Source organism: Natrialba hulunbeirensis JCM 10989 (genome assembly GCF_000337575.1).
Lineage (GTDB): Archaea > Halobacteriota > Halobacteria > Halobacteriales > Natrialbaceae > Natrialba > Natrialba hulunbeirensis.
The window spans coordinates 122,128-148,449 of record NZ_AOIM01000037.1 but is presented as its reverse complement, the minus strand read 5'-3'; the positions used below and the strand labels follow the sequence as shown (position 1 = coordinate 148,449).

General features: G+C 63.0%; 23 protein-coding genes. 12 read left to right on the top strand and 11 right to left on the bottom strand.

Going from position 1 to position 26,322, the window contains the following annotated elements; translation table 11 throughout:
• Positions 1 to 33: 33 nt before the first annotated feature.
• The 4 genes from C483_RS14160 to C483_RS14145 form a co-directional block, all read right to left on the bottom strand.
• Positions 34 to 1,260, bottom strand: coding sequence for a segregation and condensation protein A (locus C483_RS14160; RefSeq protein ID WP_241431516.1), 1,227 nt, complete (start codon positions 1,258 to 1,260; stop codon positions 34 to 36).
• Positions 1,253 to 4,822 (bottom strand): chromosome segregation protein SMC, encoded by a 3,570-nt coding sequence (gene smc / locus C483_RS14155; RefSeq protein WP_006654046.1) that lies wholly within the window; start codon positions 4,820 to 4,822, stop codon positions 1,253 to 1,255. The genes C483_RS14160 and smc overlap by 8 nt, the downstream gene beginning before the upstream one ends.
• Positions 4,823 to 4,966: 144 nt before the next feature.
• Entirely contained in the window at positions 4,967 to 5,284 is a 318-nt protein-coding gene (locus C483_RS14150; protein ID WP_006654045.1) for a DUF7518 family protein, read from the bottom strand.
• A gap of 367 nt (positions 5,285 to 5,651) precedes the next feature.
• Complete coding sequence (locus tag C483_RS14145; RefSeq protein ID WP_006654044.1) at positions 5,652 to 6,365, bottom strand: helix-turn-helix domain-containing protein; 714 nt, start codon at positions 6,363 to 6,365, stop codon at positions 5,652 to 5,654.
• Positions 6,366 to 6,513: 148 nt separating this feature from the next.
• Here C483_RS14145 and C483_RS14140 point away from each other — a divergent pair, with 148 nt between their 5' ends.
• Complete coding sequence (locus tag C483_RS14140; protein ID WP_006654043.1) at positions 6,514 to 7,371, top strand: SDR family NAD(P)-dependent oxidoreductase; 858 nt, start codon at positions 6,514 to 6,516, stop codon at positions 7,369 to 7,371.
• Positions 7,372 to 7,385: 14 nt separating this feature from the next.
• Complete coding sequence (locus C483_RS14135) at positions 7,386 to 9,410, top strand: AMP-binding protein (RefSeq protein WP_006654042.1); 2,025 nt, start codon at positions 7,386 to 7,388, stop codon at positions 9,408 to 9,410.
• Between the two features lie 27 nt (positions 9,411 to 9,437).
• Here C483_RS14135 and C483_RS14130 read toward each other — a convergent pair whose 3' ends face one another.
• The gene (locus C483_RS14130; protein WP_006654041.1) at positions 9,438 to 9,872 is read right to left on the bottom strand and encodes a PIN domain-containing protein; all 435 of its coding nucleotides are present in this window, start codon (positions 9,870 to 9,872) and stop codon (positions 9,438 to 9,440) included.
• Positions 9,873 to 10,118 carry an AbrB/MazE/SpoVT family DNA-binding domain-containing protein gene (locus C483_RS14125; protein ID WP_006654040.1) on the bottom strand — a complete coding sequence of 82 codons (246 nt, stop codon included), beginning with the start codon at positions 10,116 to 10,118 and terminating at the stop codon, positions 9,873 to 9,875. It lies immediately after the preceding gene.
• Between the two features lie 103 nt (positions 10,119 to 10,221).
• Here C483_RS14125 and gatB point away from each other — a divergent pair, with 103 nt between their 5' ends.
• Both gatB and C483_RS14115 read left to right on the top strand, forming a co-directional pair.
• Positions 10,222 to 11,718: an Asp-tRNA(Asn)/Glu-tRNA(Gln) amidotransferase subunit GatB gene (gatB, locus tag C483_RS14120; protein WP_006654039.1), complete on the top strand. Its 1,497-nt coding sequence runs from the start codon at positions 10,222 to 10,224 to the stop codon at positions 11,716 to 11,718.
• 121 nt (positions 11,719 to 11,839) lie between these two features.
• Positions 11,840 to 12,862 carry an MBL fold metallo-hydrolase gene (locus C483_RS14115; protein ID WP_006654038.1) on the top strand — a complete coding sequence of 341 codons (1,023 nt, stop codon included), beginning with the start codon at positions 11,840 to 11,842 and terminating at the stop codon, positions 12,860 to 12,862.
• Between the two features lie 153 nt (positions 12,863 to 13,015).
• Here C483_RS14115 and C483_RS14110 read toward each other — a convergent pair whose 3' ends face one another.
• Complete coding sequence (locus tag C483_RS14110; RefSeq protein WP_006654037.1) at positions 13,016 to 13,573, bottom strand: acyl-CoA thioesterase; 558 nt, start codon at positions 13,571 to 13,573, stop codon at positions 13,016 to 13,018.
• A 116-nt stretch (positions 13,574 to 13,689) separates the two neighbouring features.
• Here C483_RS14110 and C483_RS14105 point away from each other — a divergent pair, with 116 nt between their 5' ends.
• Together C483_RS14105 and C483_RS14100 are read left to right on the top strand one after the other, a co-directional pair.
• On the top strand, positions 13,690 to 13,824 hold the full coding sequence (locus C483_RS14105; protein ID WP_049912726.1) for a hypothetical protein: 135 nt from the start codon (positions 13,690 to 13,692) through the stop codon (positions 13,822 to 13,824).
• A gap of 80 nt (positions 13,825 to 13,904) precedes the next feature.
• Entirely contained in the window at positions 13,905 to 15,251 is a 1,347-nt protein-coding gene (locus C483_RS14100; RefSeq protein WP_006654036.1) for a phytoene desaturase family protein, read from the top strand.
• A 132-nt stretch (positions 15,252 to 15,383) separates the two neighbouring features.
• On the opposite strand, the gene C483_RS14095 is transcribed toward C483_RS14100, so the two are convergent.
• Positions 15,384 to 16,247, bottom strand: a complete 864-nt coding sequence (locus C483_RS14095; protein ID WP_006654035.1) for a winged helix-turn-helix domain-containing protein — start codon at positions 16,245 to 16,247, stop codon at positions 15,384 to 15,386.
• A gap of 106 nt (positions 16,248 to 16,353) precedes the next feature.
• Here C483_RS14095 and C483_RS14090 point away from each other — a divergent pair, with 106 nt between their 5' ends.
• Positions 16,354 to 17,109 carry a CPBP family intramembrane glutamic endopeptidase gene (locus C483_RS14090; RefSeq protein WP_006654034.1) on the top strand — a complete coding sequence of 252 codons (756 nt, stop codon included), beginning with the start codon at positions 16,354 to 16,356 and terminating at the stop codon, positions 17,107 to 17,109.
• 51 nt (positions 17,110 to 17,160) lie between these two features.
• Here the strand turns inward: C483_RS14090 and C483_RS14085 are convergent, their stop codons facing one another.
• Together C483_RS14085 and artA are read right to left on the bottom strand one after the other, a co-directional pair.
• On the bottom strand, positions 17,161 to 17,904 hold the full coding sequence (locus C483_RS14085; RefSeq protein ID WP_006654033.1) for a metallophosphoesterase: 744 nt from the start codon (positions 17,902 to 17,904) through the stop codon (positions 17,161 to 17,163).
• A 15-nt stretch (positions 17,905 to 17,919) separates the two neighbouring features.
• Positions 17,920 to 18,990: an archaeosortase A gene (gene artA / locus C483_RS14080; protein WP_006654032.1), complete on the bottom strand. Its 1,071-nt coding sequence runs from the start codon at positions 18,988 to 18,990 to the stop codon at positions 17,920 to 17,922.
• 217 nt (positions 18,991 to 19,207) lie between these two features.
• Here artA and C483_RS14075 point away from each other — a divergent pair, with 217 nt between their 5' ends.
• From C483_RS14075 to C483_RS14060, 4 genes are all read left to right on the top strand, one after another.
• Positions 19,208 to 19,618: a DUF7124 domain-containing protein gene (locus C483_RS14075; protein WP_006654031.1), complete on the top strand. Its 411-nt coding sequence runs from the start codon at positions 19,208 to 19,210 to the stop codon at positions 19,616 to 19,618.
• Between the two features lie 283 nt (positions 19,619 to 19,901).
• Positions 19,902 to 20,819, top strand: a complete 918-nt coding sequence (locus C483_RS14070) for an ABC transporter ATP-binding protein (RefSeq protein ID WP_006654030.1) — start codon at positions 19,902 to 19,904, stop codon at positions 20,817 to 20,819.
• Positions 20,816 to 21,688 carry an ABC transporter permease subunit gene (locus C483_RS14065; RefSeq protein ID WP_006654029.1) on the top strand — a complete coding sequence of 291 codons (873 nt, stop codon included), beginning with the start codon at positions 20,816 to 20,818 and terminating at the stop codon, positions 21,686 to 21,688. The genes C483_RS14070 and C483_RS14065 overlap by 4 nt, the downstream gene beginning before the upstream one ends.
• Positions 21,689 to 21,736: 48 nt before the next feature.
• Positions 21,737 to 22,300, top strand: a complete 564-nt coding sequence (locus tag C483_RS14060; RefSeq protein WP_006654028.1) for a DUF5815 family protein — start codon at positions 21,737 to 21,739, stop codon at positions 22,298 to 22,300.
• 21 nt (positions 22,301 to 22,321) lie between these two features.
• Here C483_RS14060 and C483_RS14055 read toward each other — a convergent pair whose 3' ends face one another.
• Positions 22,322 to 22,735 (bottom strand): DoxX family protein, encoded by a 414-nt coding sequence (locus C483_RS14055; protein WP_006654027.1) that lies wholly within the window; start codon positions 22,733 to 22,735, stop codon positions 22,322 to 22,324.
• Positions 22,736 to 23,122: 387 nt separating this feature from the next.
• Between C483_RS14055 and carB the strand changes: the two genes are divergently transcribed.
• Entirely contained in the window at positions 23,123 to 26,284 is a 3,162-nt protein-coding gene (gene carB, locus C483_RS14050; RefSeq protein WP_006654026.1) for a carbamoyl-phosphate synthase large subunit, read from the top strand.
• The last annotated feature ends 38 nt before the right edge of the window (positions 26,285 to 26,322 follow it).

Here is a 26,322-nt window from a genome sequence, read left to right as displayed (position 1 = left end):
ACTGACCGCCAACCGCCAATCGGCAATCGCCAATCAGTCCGCAGTCACTTCTTCCGCGTCCGCCGCAACTGTCGGCTCCTGAATCCAGAGGTCGCCAAATAACTCGTCCTGCTCGAGTACGACGCGGCCGCGGTGGGCCAAAAAGAGCAACGCAAGATAAGTCATCACGCGCGAGCCACCTTCCTCGTCGATCTCAGCGTACAGCACCTCGTCGCGTCCGTTCTCGTAGTGCTTCTCGAGGACGGCCTCGACGTCGTCAATCACCGTCTCGATATCCTCCTCGTGAGTCGTATGCGTTACATCGTCGCTGGTCGGCTCGTCGTCGACCCGGAAGTCGTCCCCGGAGTGGTAGCTCAGTTCCTGCATCCCGCGGTCGTAGCCCCGCGGCGAGTCGCTCGTATCGTAGCTGCGAGATTCTTTCCACCAGGTGCCACGCTCTGCGCTGCGGAGTTCCCGAACCAGTTCGTCGAGTGTCTCCGGCTTTCCGCGGACGTGCTTGCGCTCGAGTCGGCGCTCCATCTCGGCTTCGAGCCCCTCGACGGGGTCGAACCCGGGTGCGCCGTCCTCGTCGGGCGCGCCGCCGTGGCTCATCGGCCCCTCGTCTGCGAACGGGGCCTCCCACGGCGGCAGCTCCTCCTCTTCGGGTTCGTCCGTGGCGAACAGTTCGTCACTCTTCATCCGCAGCAGGACGCTCGCGTAGAACAGTGCCCGGCCGGAGGTCCGCAGGTCGGCGTCATCGAGTGCCGACAGGAACTTGTCCGTCACCCGGACGACGTCGATGTCCCAGGGGTCGATTTCGCCGTCCTCGGCGAGTTGGACGAGGAGTTCGACAGGTTCGACCTCGTCTTCTCCATCGCCGTCGCCGTCGTCCACCTCGTCGACACCCACCTCGGTCTCAGACGAGGGCTCGGATGCGGACTCGGTGAACTCGAGTACCGTTCCTTCATCACCCTCGTCGCTGGCTGTTCCCGGTCGGTCCCGGTCTTCGTGGCCGGCGATCTGGAGGGGGATATCGTCGCCGCCGTCGGTACGGAGTTCCGTGCGCTCTCGCGGGTCACTTCGCTCCCTGCTCGCGGCGTCGCCGCTCGCACTTTCGGAGGGCCCCTGCGTCACCTTCGGCTCCTCGGGCCCCTCACCCTGCTCGCGGGTCGCTTCGCTCCCCGTCTGCTCGCGGGCCGATGGCCCGCTCGCATGGTTCGAGGGGCACTCTGCGTCCCTCGTTACTCGCATGTTCGAGGAACTACGTTCCTCGCTAGTCATCAGCCGGCACCCCCTCACTCAAATCGATCCCCGTCACGGCACTCACGTTGTCGTCCTGCATCGTCACCCCGATCGCGCGCTGGGAGCGATCGAGCATCGCCGAGCGGTGCGAGACGACGACGAACTGGGCCTGTTCGGCCAGTTCTTCGACCATTTCGCCGATCCGCTCGGCGTTGACCGCGTCGAGGAAGGCATCGACCTCGTCCAGCGCGTAGAACGGTGCCGGATTGTGCCGCTGGATCGCGAAGATGAACGCCAGCGCCGTCAGGGACTTCTCGCCACCGGACATCGCATCCAGGCGCTGAATCGGTTTGTCGCCCGGCTGTGCCTTCATCGTCAGCCCCCCGTCGAACGGGTCGTCCTCGTCTTCGAGATGCAGCGTGCCGGTCCCCTCCGAGAGCTGCTCGAAAATCTCCGTGAAGTGCGAGGAGATCGCCGTGTAGGCGTCCATAAACGTCTGTTTCTTCTGGGTCTCGTACTGTTCGATTCGGTCGCGGATCCCCTCTGCTTCCTCGACGAGCGTCGCGCGACCCTCCTCGAGTTCGTCCAGATCGCTGCGGACCTCGTCGTACTCGTCGATCGCGAGCATGTTGACCGGCTCCATCGCCTCCATGTCGGCCTGCAGGAGCTCGATCATCTCGAGGACGGTCTCGTGGTCGGGGACATCCTCGGGGTCGTACTCGCCGACCTCGGCTTCGAGGCTCTCGATCTCCCACTCGAGGTTGGTGACGCGCTCGCGTTTGTCCTCGAGTTTGCTCTCGACCGCGTTGACCCGATCCTGTTGCTGGTCGCGTTTCGTGCGGGCCTCGGAGAGTTCCTCCTTGAGGTCGCTGCGCTCCCCCTTCAGTTCGGTGAGTTCCGCCTCGAGTTCCTCGACGGCCTCGTGTTTCGCCTCGAGCGTCTCGCGTTTCTCGCCGATCGTCTCCTCGTATTCCGAAATTCGGTCTTCGTGCTCGGCCTTGCGGTTCTGGGCCGTCTCGATATCGTCGTGGAGGTCTTCGATCGCGTCTGCTGCGTACTCCTTCTCGAGTCCGAGCTCGTTGAGTGTCCCGTCGAGATCCGCGATCTTGTCCTCGCGGTCGTCGATTTCGGCCTCGAGTTCCTCGATCTCGGCGGTGAGCTCCGGAATCTTCGAATCTGCGAGCTCGGTTTCGAGCTCGTCGATGTCGGCCTCGATGGCCTCGATGTCCTGGGTCTGCTCGTCGATCTCGGCGGCAATCTCGTTCATCCGCTCGTCGACCGACTCGCGTTCCTCGCGGAGTTCTTCGAGTTCGTGCTCGAGTGTCTCGATCTCGTCCTCGATGGACTCGCGTTTCTCGTCGAGCGACTCGAGTTCGCTCTCGATCGAGCGCACCTCGTCCGCGGCGTCGGTCTTGCGGTCGCGGGCGTCGTCGAGGCGCTCTTCGACGCCGCGCAGGTCCTCGCGGAGGGATTCTCGCTCTTCTTGCAGATCCGTGATCTGTTTGGCGACACGCTCTAACTGGCCTTCGCCGCCGCCGGTGAACGAGTAGCGCGAGCCCTTCCGGGAGCCGCCGGTCATCGCGCCGCTCTTCTCGACCAGGTCGCCGTCGAGGGTGACCATCCGGTAGTCGCCCATGTACGAGCGGGCGGTTTCGATGTCCTCGACGACGAGGGTGTCACCAAGGACGTAGGAAAAGACGCCGGCGAACTGGTCGTCGAAGTCGACGAGGTTGTACGCGAAGTCGACGACGCCCGGATCGGTCGGCGCATTCGGGAGCCGACGCTGGCTCATGTCCGTCAGCGGGAGGAAGGTCGCTCGGCCCGCGTTTCTGGACTTCAGGTGCTCGATACACTGCTGGCCGACCACGTCGTCGTTGACAACGACGTTCGCGAGCCGGCCGCCGGCGGCCGTCTCACAGGCCACGGCGTACTCGCCGGAGACGGTCCCCAGCTGGGCCACTGCCCCGTGGACGCCGTTGATCCCCGAATTCAGGATCGTCGTCACCGCGCGACCGAACGAGGAGTCGCCGCTCTCGCCCGCGTTGGCCTCGAGTTCGGCGTACTCCTGCTGTTTGGCCTGGATTTTGTCATCCAGCTCGTCCATCTCGGACTGCGTGCGCCGTTTCTCCGCTTTGAGGTCGTCGACGACTTCTGAGATATTCGCGCGATTCTTCTCGGCCTTCTCGAGTTCCCGTTCGAGGTCGCTGCGTCTGTGCTCGAGTTCCGGCAGTTCCTCGCGTCGCTCCTCGATCGTGGTCTCTTTCTCGCTGATCGCGTTCGAGCGGCGACGTGCCTCGTCGAGCAGGCGGTCTTGCTCGCGCTGGCGGTCGTTCTTCTCGGTTTTCGCCTCCTCGAGGTCGCTCTTTCGGTCCGCGAGATCAGCCTTGAGCTCGTCGAACTCGGTGTCGACAGCGTCGATTTCGGCCTCGAGTTCGTCGCGCTTCGTCTTTCGCTCCTGGATTTCGGTCTTGACCTGCGCCTTCTCGAGTTTGTGCTCGCGCATCTCGTCCTCGAGTTCCTCGATGGTCTCTTGCTTGCGGTCGATCTGGACGAACGCCTCGCGTCGCGTGGATTCGGCGTCTTCGATCTGCTCTTCGCTGGCTTCGATCTTGTCCTCGAGCCGGGAAATTTCGCCTTTGATCTCCTCGATCTCGCTCTTGATCCGGAGCTGTTCGTCTTCGCCCTTGCGCTCGATTTCGGCGTTCAGGTCCTCCAGGTCCTCCTGTAGCCGGACGACCTTCCCCTGGCGCTCGTCGAGTTCGCGCTGGAGTTCTTCGAGGTCAGATGCGAGGTCGTCGACAGACTCCTCGGCCGATGTGAGTTCGGCGCGCTTCTCCTCGAGTTCGCTTGCCTTCTTGTAGCCCTCGTACTCTTCTTTCTCACGACGGAGTCGCCGGTAGCGCATGGCCTGTCGGCGCTCGTCTGCGAGCTGGTCGAGGCGGTCGCGTTTCTCCTCGATACGAAGTTCGGCTTCGTCGATGCGCTCCTCGACGATTTCGAGTTCCTCGAAGGCGTCCGCTTTCTTCGCGTCGAACTCGGCGACGCCGGCGATTTCGTCGATGATTTCCCGGCGTGCGTGGGGTGTCATGTTGATGATTTCGGTCACGTCGCCCTGCATGACGACGTTGTACCCCTCCGGGGTGACGCCGGCCTGTGCGAGCAGATCCTGAATGTCGGAGAGATTGACCGCTCGGTCGTTCAGGTAGTAGTAGGAGTAGTAGTTGTCCTCGGTTTCCTTCACCCGGCGGCGGATGCGGATCTCGTCGACGTCGCCGACGTCCTCGCTGCCCGCGGCGTTGACGACCTGCGACCGGGACAGCGTCTCGTCGGAGTTGTCGAGGATGACCTCGACGATGGCTTCGCGTGGGCCGCCCGAATCCGAACCGTCCTCGTGGCCGGGATTGTAGATGAGATCAGTAAGTTTCTCCGCGCGGATGCCGCGGGTCCGTGCCAGTCCGAGCGCGAAGAGGACGGCGTCGATGATGTTCGACTTGCCCGAGCCGTTCGGCCCGGTGACGACGGTGAAATCCTCGTAGAACGGAATCTTCGTTTTTCGACCGAAGCTCTTGAACTTGTCCAGAACGACTGCCTTGATATACATTTGTTGTCCGAGCCCTCCGTGTCGTCGGGGCTCACAATCGGGGACTATCGGGTGGGTTGGGAGACGAGTATGCGGACGAGTCGGCCAGCGAGCGGCCGCCGTTCGTCACCATTCCCCGCTTGCGAGACGCCGTACGCCGTGCAGTTATGCGACAATAATATCGTCGCTACCTGAGTCTTCCGCTTCGTCACCGGACTGGACGTCCTCCGCGGCGTCAGTGTCGGCGTCTGCCGTCGCCTCTTCGACCTCTTCTGGTGCAGCTTCAGGCGTCCCTTCAATCTCAGCCGTTCCCGTCTCGTTCTGGCGGCGCTCGGGAACGCGCGTGGGCGTCTCCGTATCGAGTTCGGCTTCGAGAACGCGAATCCGCTCTTTGGCTTCGATGAGTTCGTCGGTCAGTCCCTCTACGGTCGACTCGAGTTCGGCGACCGTCGATTCGAGCTGCTCGACGCGATTGTTCGACATACCATCTAGGCCCGTTGCCTGACACATAAACGTACGTCAGACACATATTCCCGGTTTGGCATATCGTACGCATTCAATCGGCGAGAACGGGGGATGACGACCGCGAGCGCAGCCACCAGGTCGTCAACGAGACGGAGGCCTCACGACGCAGTCGTGTAAACGGGCTACACAGTTGCCGCCATACTGTAGACGGCCGGTGGTGTCGTTGCGTATCGACATCCCTGGCAGATTGAGCTCAGACATTCCTGGCAGATCGAGTTCAAAACGGCCTACGCGCAGAACAATGCTCCGGCAGACGACTCCCTCCCAGAACGATACTCCGTCAGAACAACGCCCGCCAGAACAACGCCTGTCAGAACAACAGCCGTCAGAACGACTCATCATCGATATCGTCCAAAACGGAAAGTACCCCCTGCAGGATCTTGCGTTCACTCCGGCGGAGGTTCATCGAAACCGCCGTCTTCGAGATATCGAAGTGATCCGCAAGTTCGCCGAGCGTCGTCTCACGCGGCGTCTCGTAGTACCCGTTCTGTGACGCGGTCCTGAACGTCTCGCGTTCGGTCTCGGTCAGCGATCGACAGCCCTCGAGCAACCGCATCGCACTACTCGAGTTATCGAGGAGATCGAACAGTGCCGTCGGCCCGAACTGGTCTCGGTCCTCGACGTTGAACTCGTTGTGTCGCTCGAGTTCGGCGAGCGTGTGGTCCTCGTCCTCGTCACTGTCGAACCCGACGCGCCAGTGTTCGCGGCCGTTTTCGATCTGGAACGGACCGGTGATGTAGCCGCCATTTCGCTGGATCGTCCGCATCGCGTTCGTCTCTTCGATGGTCGTCCCAATCTGGGCGACGTTCCCCCGCTTCGAGAGGACGTAACAGTCGGTCATATTCGAGTGATTGCGGAGCGTGTGCAATCCGTTCTCGAGTGCACCCACCGAATCCGCTCTCGCGATGAGTCGCGTCTCGAGTTTTTCGTCGTCGGTATCGAGTTGCCACTGGACGGCCGAGAAGGCGATATCGATGTCATCGGTCGTGTCGATGAACGGGCAATCGTACTGCCGCATGTCGATATCGAGATCGATCATTGCTAGGTATAAACAATCAAATGGGTGTATTAATAGTTATTACAATATATCTACGAATCCGTCGTTGGGATAAACCAGTCGTGTGTTCTGTTGATATGTTAACGCCTGTGTTTAGCGTCATCTAGGCGTAGTTCTATCGTAGACGGTTATGTCACAGCAACAGGTCACGCCACCGTCGGTAACGCGCTCGGATATCCACACGATCGACGACGAATCGTTCACTGCACGGAACGTCTGTCTCGTTACCGGAGCGGGCTCTGGGATCGGTCGTGCAACCGCGCTCGCCGCCGCCGGGAACGGGTTGACCGTCGCGGCGACAGATATCGACGAGGACGCACTCGCGGAAACGGTCGCCCGACGCAACGAACTCGATCTGCAGGGCGAAGTCGAGCCAATCGTTGGTGATCTCACGGTCGACGACGATATCGAGCGCATCGTTGAGACGGCCGCAACCTTCGGTGACATCAAGTACCTCACGAACGTCGCCGGACTGCAACATATCGATGCGATCGAGGACTTCCCGATGGATGCCTACGACCGCATGCATCAGGTGATGCTTCGAGCACCGCTGTATCTCTCGAAACTGTGTCTCCCTCACTTCCGTGACACTGCGAGCGGTGGTGGCTGTGTGGGGAACATGGCATCGGTCCACGGACATTACGTCACGAGCGACAAAGTTGGGTACAATATCTCGAAATTCGGTCTACGCGGTCTCACGCAGTCGATCGCTGCCGAAGGCACAGGAGACGTTCGCTCGTTCTCGATCAGCACCGGGTACGTCCAGACGCCGCTCGTGATGGATCAACTCGAGGACACGGCCGAGCAGCGGGGCATCTCGGTCGACGAGGTAATCCAGGACGTGATGCTCGGCCAGTCCCGCGTCACAGAGATGATGACCCCGATCGACGTCGGCAATCTCTTTGTGCTCGGCTTTTCGGAACTCGGCCGGCATCTGGACGGCGGGGACCTGTTGTTTGATGGGGGCATGACGCTAACGTACGAGTGAGAGTCACGATCACCATGACAGCGAACACGAGCCTCGACGACGTCGACGAAATCGTCCACGAACCAAGCCAGGAGTTCGTCGACGAGACGAACGTCGCCGAGTTCATGCAGACCTACGGGATCGGTGGGTACGAGGAGCTAATCGAGCGGACGACGACCGATATTACGGGAGAGCCAGAAAGCGGCGTCGACTGGTTCTGGGACGAGATCGTCGACTACCTGGATATCGAGTTCTACGAGGACTACGAGACGGTCCGGAATGACAGCGAGGGACCGCAGTTCACCGACTGGTACCCGGGCGGTGAACTCAACGTGGCACACAACGTGGTCGACCGCCACGCCGCCGTTGACGCGAAGCGTCGAAACAAGGTCGCGACTATCTGGGAAGGCGAGGACGGCAACGTACGTGAGGTTACGTACCACGAACTCCGCCGGCAGTCGAACCAGGTCGCGAACGCCCTCGAACAGCGCGGCATCGAGACCGGCGATACGGTCGGCCTCTACATGCCGATGGTGCCGGAGGTCGTCTCGATCCTCTACGGCTGTTTCAAGGTCGGTGCGATCGCGGTCCCGATCTTCTCGGGCTTCGGCGTCGACGCCGCAGCGACCCGCATCGCGGATTCGGAGTGCTCCGTCCTCTTCACGGGCGACGGCTTCTACCGCCGCGGCGACCCGGTCTACCTCAAGGGCGCAGCAGACGATGCCATCGAGGAGGCGGGCTACGTCGAGGACACCATCGTCTTCGACCGCCTCGGCGCAAGCGAAGACACCAGCGAGCACGAGATTCCCTGGGATGACGAGCGCGACCAGTGGTGGGCCGACGCCGTCGAAACGCAGTCCGACGACTACGAGACGAAATCGGTTCCCTCGAGTCAGGAGTCTATGCTGCTGTACTCCTCAGGCACCACCGGCAAGCCGAAGGGTATCGTTCACACCCACGCTGGCGTGCAGGTGCAGTGTGCCAAGGAGGTTTACTTCGGGATGGATCTCAAGCCAGCAGACCGGTTCTTCTGGGTTTCGGACATCGGCTGGATGATGGGGCCGTGGACCCTCATCGGGACCCACACCTTTGGCGGTACTGTCTTCATGTACGAGGGCGCGCCGGACCACCCCGAACCGGACCGGTTCTGGGAGATGATCGATCGCCACAAACTCACCCAGTTCGGTATCTCACCGACCGCAATTCGCGCCCTCCGAAAGCACGGGGACGAGTGGCTAGAGGGCCACGACCTCTCCTCGCTTCGCATCCTCGGTTCGACCGGCGAACCCTGGGACCCCGAATCCTGGCGCTGGTTCTACGAAAACGTCGGCGGCGGCGACTGTCCGATCATCAACATCTCCGGCGGCACCGAAATCTGTGGCTGCTTCCTGATGCCGATGCCGACCGAGCCACTCAAACCCTGCACGCTCGGCGGACCCGGAATCGGGATGGATATCGACATCGTCGACTCGTCGGGCGAGTCCGTCAAAGACGACCACGAACGTGGCTTCCTCGTCGCCCGCGACTCCTGTCCCTCCATGACCAAGTCGCTCTGGTCGGGCGACGAACGCTACCTGAACGAGTACTGGTCGACGTTCGAGGACCCACCGATGTGGGACCACGGCGACTGGGCCCAGCAAGACGAGGACGGCTTCTGGTTCCTCCACGGCCGTGCCGACGACGCGCTGAACGTCGCCGGCCGCAAGGTCGGCCCCGCCGAAGTCGAGGGTGCGCTCATCGACCACGACGCGGTCAACCAGGCCGCCGCCATCGGCGCGCCGGACGACACCACCGGCACCGCGGTCGTCACCTACGTGATTCTCGAGGACAGCGTCGACGAGACCGACGACCTCCGCGACGAACTCCGGGGGCAGGTCGGCGAAGAACTCGGCAAGCCGTTCCGTCCGCGCGAAATCCTGTTCGTCGACGAGTTCCCCAAAACCCAGTCGGGCAAGATCATTCGCCGCGCTATCGAGGCGACCTACACCGGTGAGGATCTGGGTGACATGAGCAGCATCGAGAACCCTGACGCACTCGCTGCACTCGAGTCCGCTCGCTAATCACCGAGAATCGCACTCAGCCGATACTCACCGGGGATCGTACGGGTTCGTCGGCGTTGTGAGCCGAGCAATCTCGTCTATCCGGTCGAAATCATCGTCGAACGCGTACAGGTACTCGAGTTCGTTCGATTCCAGATACGCGACGAGACAGGAGTCGACGAACGAGAGTGCGTCGTCTGTTCGGAAGACAGATTTGGCGGTCGCTCGCTCGTCTGGACGGAGCGTGTCGATGTGGAACCGAGCGTTTTCTTCTACTCGGTCGAGAAAATCGACGGCCGCATCGTGACCGGCGTGTGTCGTGAGTCCGTTGAGTGTCTCGGCGAGCACGTAGTCGAGAACGACGGCTTCCGGGAGGGACTGGTCGTCTATTCCCTGGAGAATTGGCAATGCCTCTTCGTGGCTCGCATCTCGACGGTAACTTGCAGCGAACAATACCGATGTGTCCACGACGGCGTGTGGCATTTACTCGAGTCCCCACGCGTCGTGATCGGTCGCTGCATCCGTTTCCTCGTCACCGCCGTAGCCCGCGAAGTTGGCGAACGAGCCACCCTCACGGTGGACGACCTCGACTCGGACCGTCCCATCGTCCTCGACGCTCCACCGAAGCTGATCCCCGTCGTCGATATCGAGTTGGCGACGGATCCGGGCGGGAATGTTCGCTTGGTTTCCGGAAACCTTGCTCTCCGCGTCGACCCGGTCTGTACTCATAGATACCACAAGTCGCTGCAGGAATAAATATAGTGTGGTGGCACACTACCAGGGCGAGCGTGTCCCGTTACGCTTTACCCCCACCGGGCCGAATCGTGGCTCAATGACTGCCCAGACCGTCCAGCAGGGCGACCTCGTCACCGTCATCGGGCTCGAGGTCCACGTCCAGCTGGAAACCGACACGAAGATCTTCTGTGGCTGCTCGACGGACCAGACCGACGAACCGAACGAAAACGTCTGCCCTGTCTGTCTCGGCCTCCCCGGCGCGCTGCCGGTGTTGAACGAGGGTGCCGTCGAAGCCGCCGTCAAAATCGGCAAGGCCATCGACGCCGACATCCCCGAAGAGACCCGCTTCCACCGGAAGAACTACTACTACCCCGACCTGCCCAAGAACTTCCAGATCACGCAGTACGACGAACCGATCTGCGCCGACGGCGACCTCGAAATCTCCGTCGAGGGCGAGCGCCGAACCGTAACGATCGAACGGGCGCACTTGGAAGAGGATCCCGGCAGCCTCCAGCACGTCGGCGGCGGTGGCGGCATCGACTCCGCGGACTACACGCTCGTCAACTACAACCGCGCCGGCACGCCCCTCATGGAAGTCGTCACCGCCCCCGACTTCCGCAGCCCCGGCGAGGTTCGCGCCTTTTTGGCCGAACTCGAGGAGGTACTCGAGTACCTCGGCGTCTTCGACGCGGAGCGCGACGGCAGCCTCCGGATCGACGCGAACCTCTCGATCATCCCCGAAGACGAGATTGAGAGCGACGACGTGACGGAGATCGGTGAGGAGGCACTCGCGGCCGCGAACCGCACCGAGGTTAAGAACATCTCGAGTCACAAGGGTGCGGAGAAGGCGCTGGCCTACGAGGAGACGCGCCAGAAGAACGCCATCCAGCGCGGCCGCGCGGTCGAACAGGAGACGCGCCACTGGGACGAGTCCCGCGGGATCACGGTCTCGATGCGGTCGAAAGAAGAGGAGAAGGACTACCGCTACTTCGAGGAGGCGGATCTGCCGCCGCTGCGGGTCTCTCACTGGAAGGACGAGATTTCGATTCCGGAGCTTCCCTCGGCCCGCCGCGAGCGCTTCCAGGACGAATACACTCTGAGTGAGGAGGCTGCCTCGAAGCTCACGTCGACGAAGCAGGTCGCGGACTTCTACGAGGACGTCGCCCAGGAGTTCGACCCGGATCTGGCTGCGACGTGGGTTGCGGACAACCTGCTTGGCGAACTCAACTACCGCGACATGGAGATTACGGGGATCGAGAGCCGCCTCGACGAAGTCACGCGACTCGTCGAACTCGTCGCGACGGACGAGATCACGGCGAAGAACGCCCGCGAGACCGTGCTCCGCTCGATGCTCGACGACGGGCGCACGCCGGACGAAGTCGTTGCCGAGGAAGGGCTCGGCAAGACGGGCGAGGACGAAGTGCAGCAAGCAGTCGTCGAAGCGATCGACGAGAACCCCGACGCGGTCGCGGACTACGAGTCGGGCGACGACGGCGCGATCAACTTCCTCGTTGGCCAGGTGATGCAAAAGACCGGCGGCAGTGCAGATCCGGGTGACGTGAACCAGCTGCTGCGGGCTGAACTCAACGACTGAGGCGGCCCCTCTGCGGAACGGCCGACCAGCAACACCCGACACCCGTTTTCACCCGACACCTCAGACTGTCTGCTGTTCCGATACCCTGTGAGTTATTAGCGCTCGACGGGTCCCTGTCGGTATGGACCGCATTTCGCTGGGTAACGACGAGTTCGAAGGACGTAACAACGCCTACGTGCTCGCAGACCCCGACAGCGACGCGCTCGCTCTCGTCGACACCGGGATCGCGACCCCCGACATCCGCGCAGATTTCGCGGACGGCCTCGCCGAACGCGGCTACGACTTCAGCGACGTCGACGACATCGTGCTCACGCACTTCCACGTCGACCACGCCGGACTCGCCGGCGAGATTCAGGCCGAAAGCGGTGCGACGGTTTACGTCCACGAGGCCGACGCCCCGATGGTCGAACAAGAGTCCGACGCGCTCACCGACCTCGACGAGCGCCGACGCGCGTACCTCGACGAGTGGGGCGTTCCCGAGGACTCGCAGGCAGAACTGCTCTCCTTCCTCGATGCGTCCTCGGAAATCGAGGGCGAGCCAGCCGACGTGACGACGATCGAAGACGGCGACGTACTCGAGGTCGGTGGCCGGACGCTCGAAGTCGTCCACACGCCGGGCCACGCAGCGGGTCTCTGTTGCTACGAAATTCGGGATGGACCCGAGACAGCCCACGCGGACGCCGTCGACGACGGTGCCGAGGCGTTCGTCGGCGACGCTATCCTGCCGGTGTACACCCCGAACGTGGGCGGTGCGGACGTTCGCGTCGAACGCCCGCTCCAGCAGTATCTCACGGCGCTTCGCCGACTCGCCGACCGCGACTACGACCGCGTCTGGCCCGGCCACCGTGACCCGATCGAGGAGCCGACTGATCGCACGCGAACCATCGCCGAACACCACCGCGAGCGCACCGAGAACGTCCTCGACGTGCTCAGCGAGCACGGTCCGGCGGACGCCTGGACCGTCAGCGCCCACCTGTTCGGCGACCTCGAAGGAATCCACATCGTCCACGGGCCTGGCGAGGCCTACGCCCATCTGGATCACCTGCGCCACGAGGGCGTCGTCGAGTTCGACGACGGCGAGTATCGGCTACTCGACGGTGCAGACGACGTCGAGATCGATCACGTGGTGACGGCTGACGACTGATACTGCCGGACAGCCCTCTGTAAAGTCGGTCGCGGATTCGCGACCGTTTCACGCCGGAACCGCCGCAAGCATGCGACCGGCTTCGTATTGACTTCTATCCGGTAGTATGAACAGCACTCGGCTCTCGAACCCGGTAGTCGAACGCCGCTGTCCTCAAATTCCGTCCTGAAACGCAGCGACGGCGTCGCGGAACGCATCCGGGATCCGGATCGGCTCCTCCGTTTCGAGGGCGACGCCGACGTGAGTGACCGTCCCCTCGGCGAGGATTGGCTCGTCCGCTCCGTCCACCTCGTCGCCTGCATCCACCGCAGTATCACCTCCTCCCACTGTCTCACTCCTCACAGCGTCGTCCGACTCGAGTTCCTCGCGCTCACGCCCGCGCTCGTCTCGGCCCACTCGCCGCACGCGGTACTCGAAGGTGACACTCGAGTTGCCCAGTTCGACAACGCGGGCCTCGTTCACCAGTCGGTCGCCGAACTGCGCGCCCTCGCGATAGTTGAGTTCCGCGTTGACGACGTGGATTTGCCAGCCGTCGGCGACCATCTGGTCGTAACCGTACTCGAGGTCGCGGAGGTACGCCGAGATGGCCTCGTCCTGGAAGGTGAAGTACTCGCCGTAGAAGACGATCCCCTGGAGATCGGTTTCGGCGAAGCGAACGCGATTTTCGAAGACGGGTTGGAAGGTTCCGTTCGGTGTGGGTTGGTCACTCATACCAGATTGCGCACTCGGGAGCGCCAAAGGCGTACTGGCTCCGGCAGCCGGGACAGCAGTGGCTGGGAATGCCGGCCGTAGTGCTACCCGTCCGGACGGTGTGGATTAGGTATCACATGGTCAGACTATCGACGATCCTGATCCTCGCCGGTATCGTACTCATCGTCGCCCCGGTGCCACCGATCGGCATCACGCTGGGGCCGATCGCGCTCGTTCTCGGGATTCTCCTCCGAATTTTCACGGATCTGTGATGGGGATACCGAACACGGTACCCGCCTTCTTCGTTGGGTCGAGCGTTTATGCCCCGTCAGGCACATGACGAAATAGAGACATGCAGTCGACTCCTCGAGTACTCGTCGTCGGCGGTGGCCTTGCTGGACTCGTCGCTGCCCATCACCTCGCGGGCGGTGGCGTCACCGTGTCCCTGCTCGAACGGCGCGACACGGTCGGTGGCCGGGTCCGGACGATCGAACGCGATGGCTTTCGTTTCGACCGCGGCTTTCAGGTGCTGTTCACCGCGTATCCGGCGGTGCAGCGGGAACTCGACCTCGAGGCGCTCGACCTGCGAGCGTTCGCGCCGGGGGCGACGATCGCTCGGCCGGGCCACCGCTCGACGCTGGCGGATCCGCTCCGAGAGCCGCGCGCCGCACTCAGTACGCTGTTCAATTCCGACATCACGCTCGGCGACAAGCGCCGTGTACTCTCGCTGTGGCGAGACCTTCGCGGCCGCGAACGCGACCCCGACGCGGTGTTTGCGGCCGACCGGGGCGAGGACACGACGATCGACCAGTTCCTTCGCGACCGCGGGTTTTCGGATCGATTCCGCGAACGGTTCGTGACCCCCTTCTACGGCGGCATCACCCTCGATCAATCGCTCTCGACCTCGAGTCGCGTCTTCGAGTACACGTTCGCGGCGCTCGCGTCCGGTTCGACCGCCATCCCCGCCGCGGGAATGGGTGCTATTCCAGCGCAACTCGCAGATCGTGCCAGAGCGGTCGGTGCGACGATCGAAACCGGACGCGAGGTGGACGCGATCGAACACCGACAGCGCGACGAGGGGGTCACCGTCTCACTCGATGAGGATGACAATGACGGCGACAGCGGCGACAGCGGCGACAACAGCGAAACAGCCGACCGTGACGTCGACGCCGTCGTCGTGGCGACCGATCCGCCGACAGCCCAGTCACTCACCGGCGTGTCGGCAATCCCGACCGAGGGCCGGGCATCGACGACCCAGTACTATCGGCTCCCGGGTCGAACCACGCTGGACACCCGTCGGCGACTCCTGTTGAACGCCGGCGACGACGGCCCCGTCCACGTCGTTCCCCACAGCGAGGTCGCACCCGAGTACGCACCACCCGACGAGACGCTGCTGAGCGCAACGTACCTCGGCCACCGCGAGGAGAGCGACCAGGAACTCGCGGACCGAACGCAGGCGGTACTCGAGTCCTGGTATCCAGAGCAAGCCGTCGGTGAACTCGAGCCGGTACACACCGACCGTATCGAATTCGCCCAGTTCGCCCAGCCGCCAGGCGTGTACGAGCGGTTGCCTGACGTGCGCGATCCCGAGAGGCCGGTGTATCTCGCCGGCGACTACACCCGCTGGTCGTCGATTCAGGGGGCGATGGAGAGCGGCCGGCAGGCGGCGCGGGCGGTGCTCGAGGATCTGTCGAGGTAATCGGTGGTGACGGCTTCACAGCCGTGGGTTGGGCGAGTATTCTAGTTACCTGCGCGCTGCTCGGTATCAGGGGGTCCTGTCCCCACGTGAGGCTCGAGCGTTGCCAGGATGTGTATCTAGATCGGACATCGTTCAGCATTCGTGCCACTGCTCGACGGTGCCATCGCCGCGGAGCTCGACGACGAGCGTTGCCTCCTCGAGCGAGATTGTGACTCTGGCCCCGCCGTCCTCGAGTAGATCGACATCGCTCAGGTTCACCAGTGAATTCGAACCGAGGTGGGTCGCTGGCGGCTCGAGGTCGTGGGCGGTATACAACGCGCGGACAGCTGAATGTGAAACGAGCAGTTCGGGAACTGGCAGCGGGTAGGACATCCAGCACTCCTCACAGGCTGCTGTCGCATAGACGGTGTCATACTGAAGAATGAATTCGGGGACCGTCTCGTATGGAAGAGAGAGGGTGGCTGGACCCCAGCAGTACGGACAGACGCCGCGACGAAGTGACTCGACGTGGGCTGCGTGTTGCTGGAGTACGAGATCGACCACCGTCTCGAGTGAGTGGTGGGCGGCAGCGATCGGCGGGACGGGATAGCCCATCGCAACGCCGTGGTCGGAACAGGAAAGTGTTAGCATGTGCTCGTGGTGGCGAGCGAGCAGCGACTGGTCGCAGTGGGGGCAGGACGCGTCGATAGTGGTCTCGCGAGTCGTCGTCTCGTCGTACGTGCCAGCGCGGATCGCAGTTACGACCTCGAGGGCAGCGATCGTCGGCCGGTACTGTTCGCGCTCCTTGACGACGAACTGGTCCTGTAGCTTCCCAAGATGATAGCTGAATCGGCTCGTGTCGTCGACGCCAACCTGCTCACAGAGTGCAGAAAAGGAGAGCCAACCGGATGACCACGCCTCATCGTAGTGGTCCGCTAGTTCGAACAGAATCTCGAGTCGCGTCTCGTCACCGAGGGCTGCGTACGCATCGTTGGGGACGGAATACTCCGGAGGCACGACTGGTGTGTCGTCTCCCGTCCGAATAGTCGTTACGAACCTGTCAGCCACCCAACTTAAATGTCATTCAGATAACAATTATTGTGGCAGGTTCCAACGATTCGGTATGGGTGAGACAACCCGACACCGTGGTGGTACCGACACTCCTACTGACCGCTCCGGGCGCATTCGAGCACTGGCCGTCGTCGCGGCGCTCAGTCTTGCAGCAGTGCTCGCCAACACCGCAGCCACCGTCCTCACTGTGCGGATGGGTGACTTAGGCAACGAGAGCGTGGTGTTTGCACGGAATCTGCTTGCAATCCAGTTGTCGTTTCTCGTTGTCGGCGTCGGCTACCTGTGGTACCGACCTGGAGTGACGGTACCAGTTCGGTGGCCGACTCGAGACGAATTGGCTTTGGCCGGTGGCGGTCTTGTGGCCGGACTGGTCGCCGTGGCACTCTCGTTTGCTAGCACCGATGCAGTGATACCCACCCTCGAGTTGTGGCCCGATTTCACGGCATATTCGGGCTACAGTGCCTCGTCGGTGTCGGTGTTGGTCCTCGGTGCAGTGCTTTCATTGCTCGTCGTCGGTCCCGTCGAGGAGTTCCTCTTTCGGGGTGTGATTCAGGGGCGACTCCGTGCAGTATTCGGACCGGTCGCGGCCATCGGCCTCGCGAGTTTCGTCTTCGCGTTCTTTCACTTCTATCCGATTCTCCTGCTCGAGGCACCCGCTGCGGTCATTGCCCACATGACTGTCTACTACTCCGTGATGGGGGCGATTTTCGGCGTGGTCTACGAACGGACGGGAACGCTCGTCGTCCCGGCGCTGGTCCACGGCGCGTTCAATGCCGTGCTGTTTCTCAGCGCGGTGCCGTTTGCGTAGGCGACGGCATAGTCGGCACTCACGGAGGCGACAGTAGTCGTCGACACTTGACTATAACAGCTGCCGACACTCACCGAGCGGCGGAAACCACAGTGACTCCCCAGCGCCGTCGTCCCAGACAATTGGGTGGAAGGCGTCCGCATCCGTTACGAACGGCGACTGAAAGTCACGGGCGCGCATCCCGTTCACCGTTGCTCCGCCCGCAAGTTCGGTAAACGCCGGCAGCATCAACACATCGGATCCATCGTAGGCACCCGGTCCGAACAGCAAACACGGCTTCTTTCGCCCGTCGATCGACAGCGCCGGATGGTCGTGGCCGACGATGTACAGGTCGGCCTCATGGTCCGGTTCCTCGTGTCCGTGGCAGACCGCAATTGTAGTGCTCTCGAGTTCGTGTTCAAGTTGCCACACTGGCCGCGTCTCACCCTCGAACACCGACGACAGCATCGAGTCGTGATTTCCCGGCGTTACGGCCAGTGCTGCGCCCGCTGACTCGACGGTGGACTCGAGTACCCCCAGTGACTCGGCCACACCCTGTGGGACGTAGTTGAACGCGTGCAGGAGGTCGCCGGCGACGACGACGGTCGTTGCGCCGGTGTACTCGAGGAGGGCGGTGAGTCGCGACCGGATGCTCTCGGTGGCGTCGATGGGTGCGTCGACGGCGGACGACCGGCCGCGGCCGAGGTGAAGGTCGGCGATGACGAGGGTCTCAGCGTCGGGGATGTAGGCGGCGCGCGAGCGGAGCGTGAACGGGCGGTCAGTGTCGCTGTCGTTGGTATCGGTGGCGGTCGTCACTGGCGATAGCGGTGCTTACTGGTCGAGCGCACTTGGGGCGTTCGCCGGTCGGTGCTCTTCGACGTCGAGTGCCTCGAAGAGATCGTACTCGTTTCCTGTCAGGACGTAGAGCACGTCCTCCAGCGGCGCGAGGATTTCGGGAACGAGTTTGACGACGAGGTAGGTAATCCCGATGAGTGCGACGACCGACAGCGACTGGGCGATGTAGTTGTGCGCGACGAGGAACGAGACTCGATTGGCCTCCGCGCCCATGTAGGTCGTCATGAACGAGACGAGCCAGTCCTGCTGGAACCAGCCCCACGGCGAGGCCAGGCCGATGAAGACGTTCCGGAGGAGGTTGAGGAACCAGATGACGCCGATCGCCATCACGAACGCCGGAACCTTCCGCTTGAGCGGGGCTTTGACCGAGGCGATCAGGCCGCCGAAAATCGCCATGCTCCCGATTCCGGTACAGGCGAGGATGATGTACGTCGTTCGCCCGGTCACCGTCTCGTCAGGGTCGAAGTCGAACCGGCTCTGATAGCCGTTCGCGCCCTCGTTGATACCCGGACTGTGACCGAGCAGTTCCATGCCGTAGTGGGTCTGGGCTGCCGTCGTCTCGATCAACCACGTTCGGGCAACTGGAATCGTCTCGACGGGCAAGTAGATCACTCCCATGAGCGCGACGGCTTTCGAGAGCAAGAGGAGCGACTGTCGGCCGCTGTAGAGCAGGTAGGCGACGTACGTACACAGCGGGAGGGCAACGACCGTCAGAATCGTCTGCAGCGGGCTCTGCATTTCATAGTAGTAGTACGGAAACATCGCGAGCCAGAAGATGCCGAAGACGACCCACGCGACCGCCGCAAGCTGGCGCGCTTCATCGACGGCACCGTTCCACTGGAGGACGACCGCGGCGAGGAACGCGCCGATTGCGAGCCACGCAAGCACGTCAGTCAGCGGTGAGTCGATGAGGGTCGACGCGATTGCGGGCCCGGGCACGGTGCCTGACGCGGACGCGAACGCGAACACGGACGAAACCGCAGCGTCGCCTGCGAACTCGAGACCGGCAGCCGATACCCCGTCGGCTCCGGCTGGTGCGGGCGGCATAGGTAAGCGAATCCGAAGGACTCTCTCGCTATCAACTTGACGCCTCGCGCGCGATGTGTTTGTTTGGTACCACTATGCCGACCCTGTGTTCGGTACCACTATGTCGGCCCTGGAACCCCAGTCCTCGTATCTGGCACCACTGGATCTCGGTTGTGGCTGTTCCCATCGAGTCAGACGTATCGAAGCCGTTTTCCCCAGTGCGCCGTTTTGAGACAGTATGAACGGCGGTAGCGACATGACCCTGGCGTTCGAACTCGAGGCGCTCAAGAAGTTCGCCTCGCCGGAGAGTGTCTTTGAGGACGCACGCGGCTGGACCGAGTACATCGGCGTGGTCTCCGAGAAGCCGACCTACGTCGTGACGAACTTCACCCGAAAGAACCGCATCCGACAGGACTTCTTTTCGGGCCCGCGCGGGAAAGCCGAGAGTCTCGAGGGCGTCAAAGACCAGTTCGACACCGAACGCTACGTCTACATCGGCGTCGACGAGGAGGACGAACAACTGGCCGAGGACGTCGACTGGGAGTACCTCCCCCTGGACGATGCCGCAGAGGCGGCGGACTGGATTCTCGCGACGAGCGTCGAAGAGGAAGAAGACGACGCCGAGCCGGTACGAGACGACTGGCCCTGACGCGGTTTCTGGGTTCGGGTTTCTGATTCGAGCAGATCCGTGCCGATCCGTGCCGATCCGTGCCGATCCGTGCCGATCCGTGCGAGAACGGTCTCGTTGTGTCGGTCACTGCTGGTTTTGCGTGACTATCGACATCGATACCGACCAGTCTCACTCGGTTGTTGATGGCTGGCAGTATCACTGAGTTTCGGGGGAGGCTATACTTATCCCGACTGGCACAGAGATGGGTGTATGGACCCCCGTATTAGGGAACACAGCGAGACGGGAGTCACGGAGCGCGACGATGGCGGCGATTGAGCTTACTGGTCTGACGAAACGCTTCGGCGATGTCGTCGCCGTCGATGGGCTCGATCTCACCGTCGAAGAGGGCGAAATATTCGGCTTTCTGGGACCGAACGGTGCAGGCAAGTCGACGACGATCGACATCCTGCTCGATTTCATCCGACCGACCGACGGGACGGCGACCGTGCTGGGCCACGACGCCCAGGCGGCCGGGCAGACCGTTCGCAGCCGAACCGGTGTTCTTCCGGATGGCTATCACGTCTACGACCGACTCACCGGACGCCAGCACGTTGAGTTCGCTGTCAAAATGAAAGGCGTTGACGACGATCCGGCGGCGCTGCTCGAGCGAGTCCGGATCGCTGACGCGGCCGACCGGAAGGCGGGCGGCTACTCGAAGGGGATGCGCCAGCGGCTCGTCCTGGCGATGGCGCTGGTTGGTGATCCCGATCTGCTAATCCTCGACGAACCGTCGACTGGACTGGACCCGAACGGGGCCCGGGAGATGCGTGAGATCATTCGCGAGGAGAACGATCGCGGCACGACGGTGTTCTTCTCGAGTCACGTCATGGAACAGGTCGAGGCGGTCTGCGATCGTGTCGCGATCATCAATCGGGGACGGCTCGTCGCCGTCGACACCATCGACGGCCTCCGGGATTCGACGGAGATCGGCGAGACACTGACCGTCTACGTCTCCGAACTCGACGAGGGAGTTCTCGAGCGCGTTCGGGAACGCGACGGCGTCGGTGACGCGTCGATCGACGACGGCCGGCTGCGAGTGACCGTCGACGGCGACTCGAAGTTCGCCGTCCTGCACGCGATCGATCAGGAAGCGGGTGTGCAGGACTTCTCGGTTAGTGAATCGTCGCTGGAGGAGCTGTTCGTCCGGTACACGTCGGCGGACCAGGAGGTCGAGGCATGACCTGGCTCATCGTCGCGACGAAGGATTTTCGCGACGCCGTTCAGTCGCGGGCGCTGTGGGCGCTGGTCTCCGTCTTCGTTGTGCTCTCAATCGTTTCCACGTACGCGTACGTTGAGGTCCCCGAGATGTTCGGCTCGCCGGAAGGAGCAACGTTCGGCGGCCTGCTCTTCTTTACTGTCGGACTCGTCGGGCTGTTCGTTCCACTGGCGGCGATCGTCGTCTGCTACAAATCCCTCGCCGGCGAGCGCGAGCTCGGGAGTATCAAACTCTTGCTCTCCTTGCCGACCACTCGCGGCCGGGTCTTCGCCGGGAAGGTCGTCGGACGGGCTGGCGTCCTCGCGTTCGGGCTCAGCGTCGGACTCGTCGTCGGGCTCGGATTCGGCGCCGTACTGCTCGGCGAGATCGACGCCGTCGCCCTCGTGGTGTTCGTCCTCGTTACGCTGTCGTTTGCGGCCGTCTACGCGGCCGTCGTCGTCAGTATTTCGGCGACGACGGGATCGACGTCGCGGGCGACGACGCTAGCGCTCGGCTTCTTCGTCGTGTTCGAACTGCTGTGGGACGTGGTCCCGATGGGGCTCGTCTACATCGCTAATGGGTTCTCGTTTCCGTCGACGCTACCGGACTGGACGTTCACTGTCACGCAACTCTCGCCGTCGTCCGCGTACCTCTCGTCGATCGTCGCACTGCTGCCTGACCTCGCGGAGACGGCCGGCGCTGAACCGGCCCAGACCGGTGCTGGCGCCGAGGTGACGGCCGCAGAAACTGCACCCTTCTACACGAGTCCCGAAATTGGGATCGTGATCTTCGCCCTATGGCTGCTCGTTCCACTCGCCGTCGGCTACGCCCGGTTCGTCGCAGCCGATCTGTGAGCGTATCGAGTCGTCGCCCTTATGCCCAATCCGGCCCAATCCTCCCCGATGGCAACTCCCCGTGTCCCGGGCCCTGAGGACGAACGGCAACTCGAGTTACCCTGCGGTGCAACGATCGATCCGCACGAGATCGATCTGGGGATGCGCGAGTTCACGTGTCCCGGTGGCCCCGACTCGGATACGGACTCGTGCGGAGAGACCCACGCGGTCGTCACGGACGTCCACCCGCCCTCCCGGTTCTTCCCGGAGTCGCTCGTGACGATTCTCCAGGAGACGATCGACACGGAGGACGACTTCGGCGAGTTCGGCACGCCGCATCTCATGGGCGTGGTGTTGGAGGAGTTCCCGGAGCAGGTCGTCACGCACGACGCGAGCGACGACGGCGCAGTGGGGTATTCGATGGTCTGGGTGACGGACTTCGACGCGCGGCGACTACACGAGATCATCGTCGAACTGGTCGTCGAACTGATGGAGCACGCGATCAGCCACGCCGAAGACGACACGGCGGTGGGCCAGTTCGAGTCGCAGATGCTCGAGTTCGACGTGAGCGAGTTCGTCGAGCAGTACCGCCAGCAGCGCGATTTCGAGAGCGAGCACGACCGCGCGCTCTGAGGACAGGTGAGGTGAACTAATCTAGAGTCCGACGTTCAGCGCGTAGGGCCAGTGGGCGCTACTCACGACGAGAAACAGCAGCGCGCCACCGCTGCCGTAGATATTCTTGAGGAAACTGTTGAATTCGTCCTGTGCGTCCGCGCCGTCAGCGTTCCAGAAGTCGTGCATCGTAATCGCCGAGACGGCGAGGAAGACAGCGAGTCCAGCAGCGCCGACTGCCGGGAAAATACCGAGGACGATCGAGATGCCGCCGAAGACGAGCAGGAGACCGCTGAGGAGGACCGACACCGTCGGCGCTGGAATGCCCTTGAACTCGGCGTAGCCCGCCATCTCCTCGAGGTTCAGAAAGTGGTTCAGACCGGTGAACGCGAGGACGCCGCCGAAGAGCAGTCGTGCAACGACGAAGAGCACGTCGGCACCGGGAGCTTCGAACATTAGGCGCTCACCTCTATTTCTTGACCATTCTGATTGCAGTGTCGTACGTATACAGAGTCACAGACAGTAGCTGAGTTCATCGCAGTATCTGGTAGGCACTCGAGTACATATATCACTTCCCGGACATCGATGCCACCGCCTGACGGGCGTGTTACTACGTTGGGTTCGGAACAGTACGCAGTTCGAATTTAGCGGCGACTCATACCCGGGTTGACATGGACGGTCCGGTCACCGACAGGGAGCGTCCGGGAACCAATACAGAACGGCCGCTCGACACGCTGTGTCGCTTCGGTTTCGCGGACGGTTCGAATTTCGAAAAACCATTTCGAGAATCGTATTGTATCGTGGGGCTTATTACGATGTGCGAACTTCGAACGGACGAGACCAATGAGTACGGACCACGACGAGAGCTCAGGGGACGGGCGTACGATCCTGCTGATCGGGAGCGGCCCGATCCAGATCGGGCAGGCCGCTGAATTCGACTATTCGGGGGCACAGGCCTGCCGAGCGCTGCAGGAGGAAGGCGCTCGCGTCGTCCTCGTCAATTCGAATCCGGCGACCATCATGACGGACCCGGAGATGGCTGACGAAGTCTACATCGAGCCGATCACCACCGACGCTATCGCGGAAATCATTCGGAAGGAGAACCCCGACGGCGTCATCGCCGGTCTCGGCGGTCAGACCGGCCTCAACGTCACCGCCGAACTCGCCGAGGAGGGCATCCTCGAGGAGTTCGACGTCGAGATTATGGGCACGCCACTCGAGACGATCTACGCGACCGAAGACCGCGACCTCTTCCGCCAGCGCATGGAGAAGATCGGACAGCCGGTTCCCGGCTCGACGACGATCACACTCGAGGAGGGCGAATCCGCGACGGGTCTGAGTGAGGAAGACCTGCGCGAGCGCGTCGAGGCCGCCGTCGAGGAGGTCGGCGGGCTACCGGTCATCGCGCGCACGACGTACACCCTCGGTGGCTCCGGGTCGGGCGTCGTCGAGGAGATGGACGAACTCTTAGAACGCGTCCGCAAGGGGCTTCGCCTCTCGCGCAACAGCGAGGTCCTCATTACGGAGTCCATCGCGGGCTGGGTCGAGTACGAGTACGAGGTCATGCGCGACGCCGACGACTCCTGTATCATCATCTGCAACATGGAGAACATCGACCCGATGGGGATCCACACCGGGGAGTCGACGGTCGTCACGCCCTCCCAGATCGTTCCCGACGAGGGTCACCAGGAGATGCGTACGGCGGCGCTCGACGTCATCCGCGAACTCGGCATTCAGGGCGGCTGTAACATCCAGTTCGCCTGGCACGACGACGGCACCCCCGGCGGTGAGTACCGCGTGGTCGAGGTCAACCCGCGCGTCTCCCGCTCCTCGGCGCTCGCCTCGAAAGCGACTGGCTACCCGATCGCCCGCGTGACCGCGAAGGTCGCTCTGGGCAAGCGCCTCCACGAGATCGACAACGAGATCACCGGCGAGACGACCGCCGCTTTCGAGCCCGCGATCGACTACGTCGTTACGAAGGTCCCGCGCTGGCCCAAGGACAAGTTCGACGACGTCGACTTCGAACTCACGACCGCGATGAAGTCGACCGGCGAGGCGATGGCCATCGGCCGTAGCTTCGAGGAATCGCTGCTCAAGGCCCTGCGATCGAGTGAATACGAACCCGACGTCGACTGGGCCGACGTGAGCGACGAGGAACTCGAGTCCCACTATCTCGAGCGCCCATCCCCCGACCGTCCGTACGCGATGTTCGAAGCCTTCGAACGCGGCTACAGCGTCGAGGAGGTCGTTTCCCTGACGGGCATCTTCGAGTGGTACACCGAGCGCTACAGCCGCATCGCGGAGTCGGTCCGCGCCGCACAGGAGGGTGACTTCACCGAGGCAGCGATCGCCGGCCACACGAACGCCTCGATCGCGACCACCGCCGGCACCGATGTCGGCTCCGTCGAACAGGAAGTCCCCGGCCGCACGTACAAGCAGGTCGACACCTGCGCCGGCGAGTTCGAGGCAGAGACGCCGTACTACTACTCCGCGCGTCAGAACGAGTTCGAATCCGGCCCACTCGAGGGCCAGGCGGCTGCCGGCGAACTCGAGGTCGACCCCGAAATCGAGAGCGTGATCGTCGTCGGCGGCGGTCCGATCCGCATCGGTCAGGGGGTCGAGTTCGACTACTGTTCGGTCCACGCGGTTCGTGCGCTCCGCGAACTCGGCATCGACGCCCACGTGGTGAACAACAACCCCGAAACCGTCTCGACGGACTACGACACCTCCGACGGCCTCTTCTTCGAACCGATCACCGCCGAGGAGGTCGCAGACGTGGCCGAAGCAACCGGCGCAGATGGCGTCATGGTCCAGTTCGGCGGCCAGACCTCCGTCAACATCGGCGAACCGCTCGCGGACGAACTCGAGCGTCGCGGCCTCGACTGCGAGATTATGGGGACGAGCGTCGAGGCGATGGACCTCGCCGAGGACCGTGACCGCTTCAACGCACTCATGGACGAACTCGAGATCGCCCAACCCGAGGGCGGCACCGCCTTCTCGAAGGAGGAGGCACTCGAGTTGGCCCACGATATCGGCTACCCCGTACTGGTCCGCCCGTCCTACGTGCTCGGCGGCCGCGCGATGGATGTCGTCTACACCGACGAGGAACTCGAGACCTACATCGAGGAAGCAGTTCGCGTCAGTCCGGAGAAGCCGATTCTGGTGGACGACTTTCTCGAGAACGCGGTCGAACTCGACGTGGACGCCGTCTCGGACGGCCGCAACGTTCTCATCGGCGGCATTATGGAACACGTCGAGAGCGCTGGCGTCCACTCTGGCGACTCGGCGTGTATGATCCCGCCGCGCTCGCTGGACGACGACACGCTGGCTCGCGTCCGCGAGGTCACGGAGGACATCGCCGAGGCGCTGAAGACGAAGGGCCTGATGAACGTCCAGCTCGCCGTTCAGGACGGTGAGGTGTACGTGCTGGAAGCGAACCCGCGCTCCTCGCGCACCGTTCCGTTCGTCTCGAAGGCGACCGGCGTCCCGATCGCCAAACTCGCCGCGAAGGTGATGGCCGGCGAGACCCTCGCGAGTCTCGAGGCGAGTGAACAGGTGCCAGACCACACCTCGATCAAGGAGGTCGTCCTGCCGTTCGACCGCCTGCCGGGCTCGGATCCGCGTCTCGGTCCGGAGATGAAGTCCACGGGCGAGGTCATGGGCACCGCGAGCGACTTCGGTACGGCCTACTGGAAGGCCCAGCAGGCAGCGTACAACGCCGTCAGCGAGGGAACCGCAGTTGTCGACTTCGACGTGGATGGCTTCGAGAACCACTTCGACATCGCCGAGTTCGACGACGTGCCGCAGGCGATCCGCGAGGGCGAGGTCGACTTCGTCGTCAGCCGTGACCGTGACTCGCTGGAGATGGCCGTCGAAGAGGAGATTCCGTACCTCTCGACGGAAGCCAGCGCCGAGGCGTACGTTGAAGCACTTGACGCGTTCGGTGGTGAACTCGAGGTTGCGTCGGTGACGAGCCGTCCGGTCCACGAGGAGAACTGGGGCTGAGTCTCGGCCCGCTCCCAGCAGTCGGTTTGGTTTGCAGT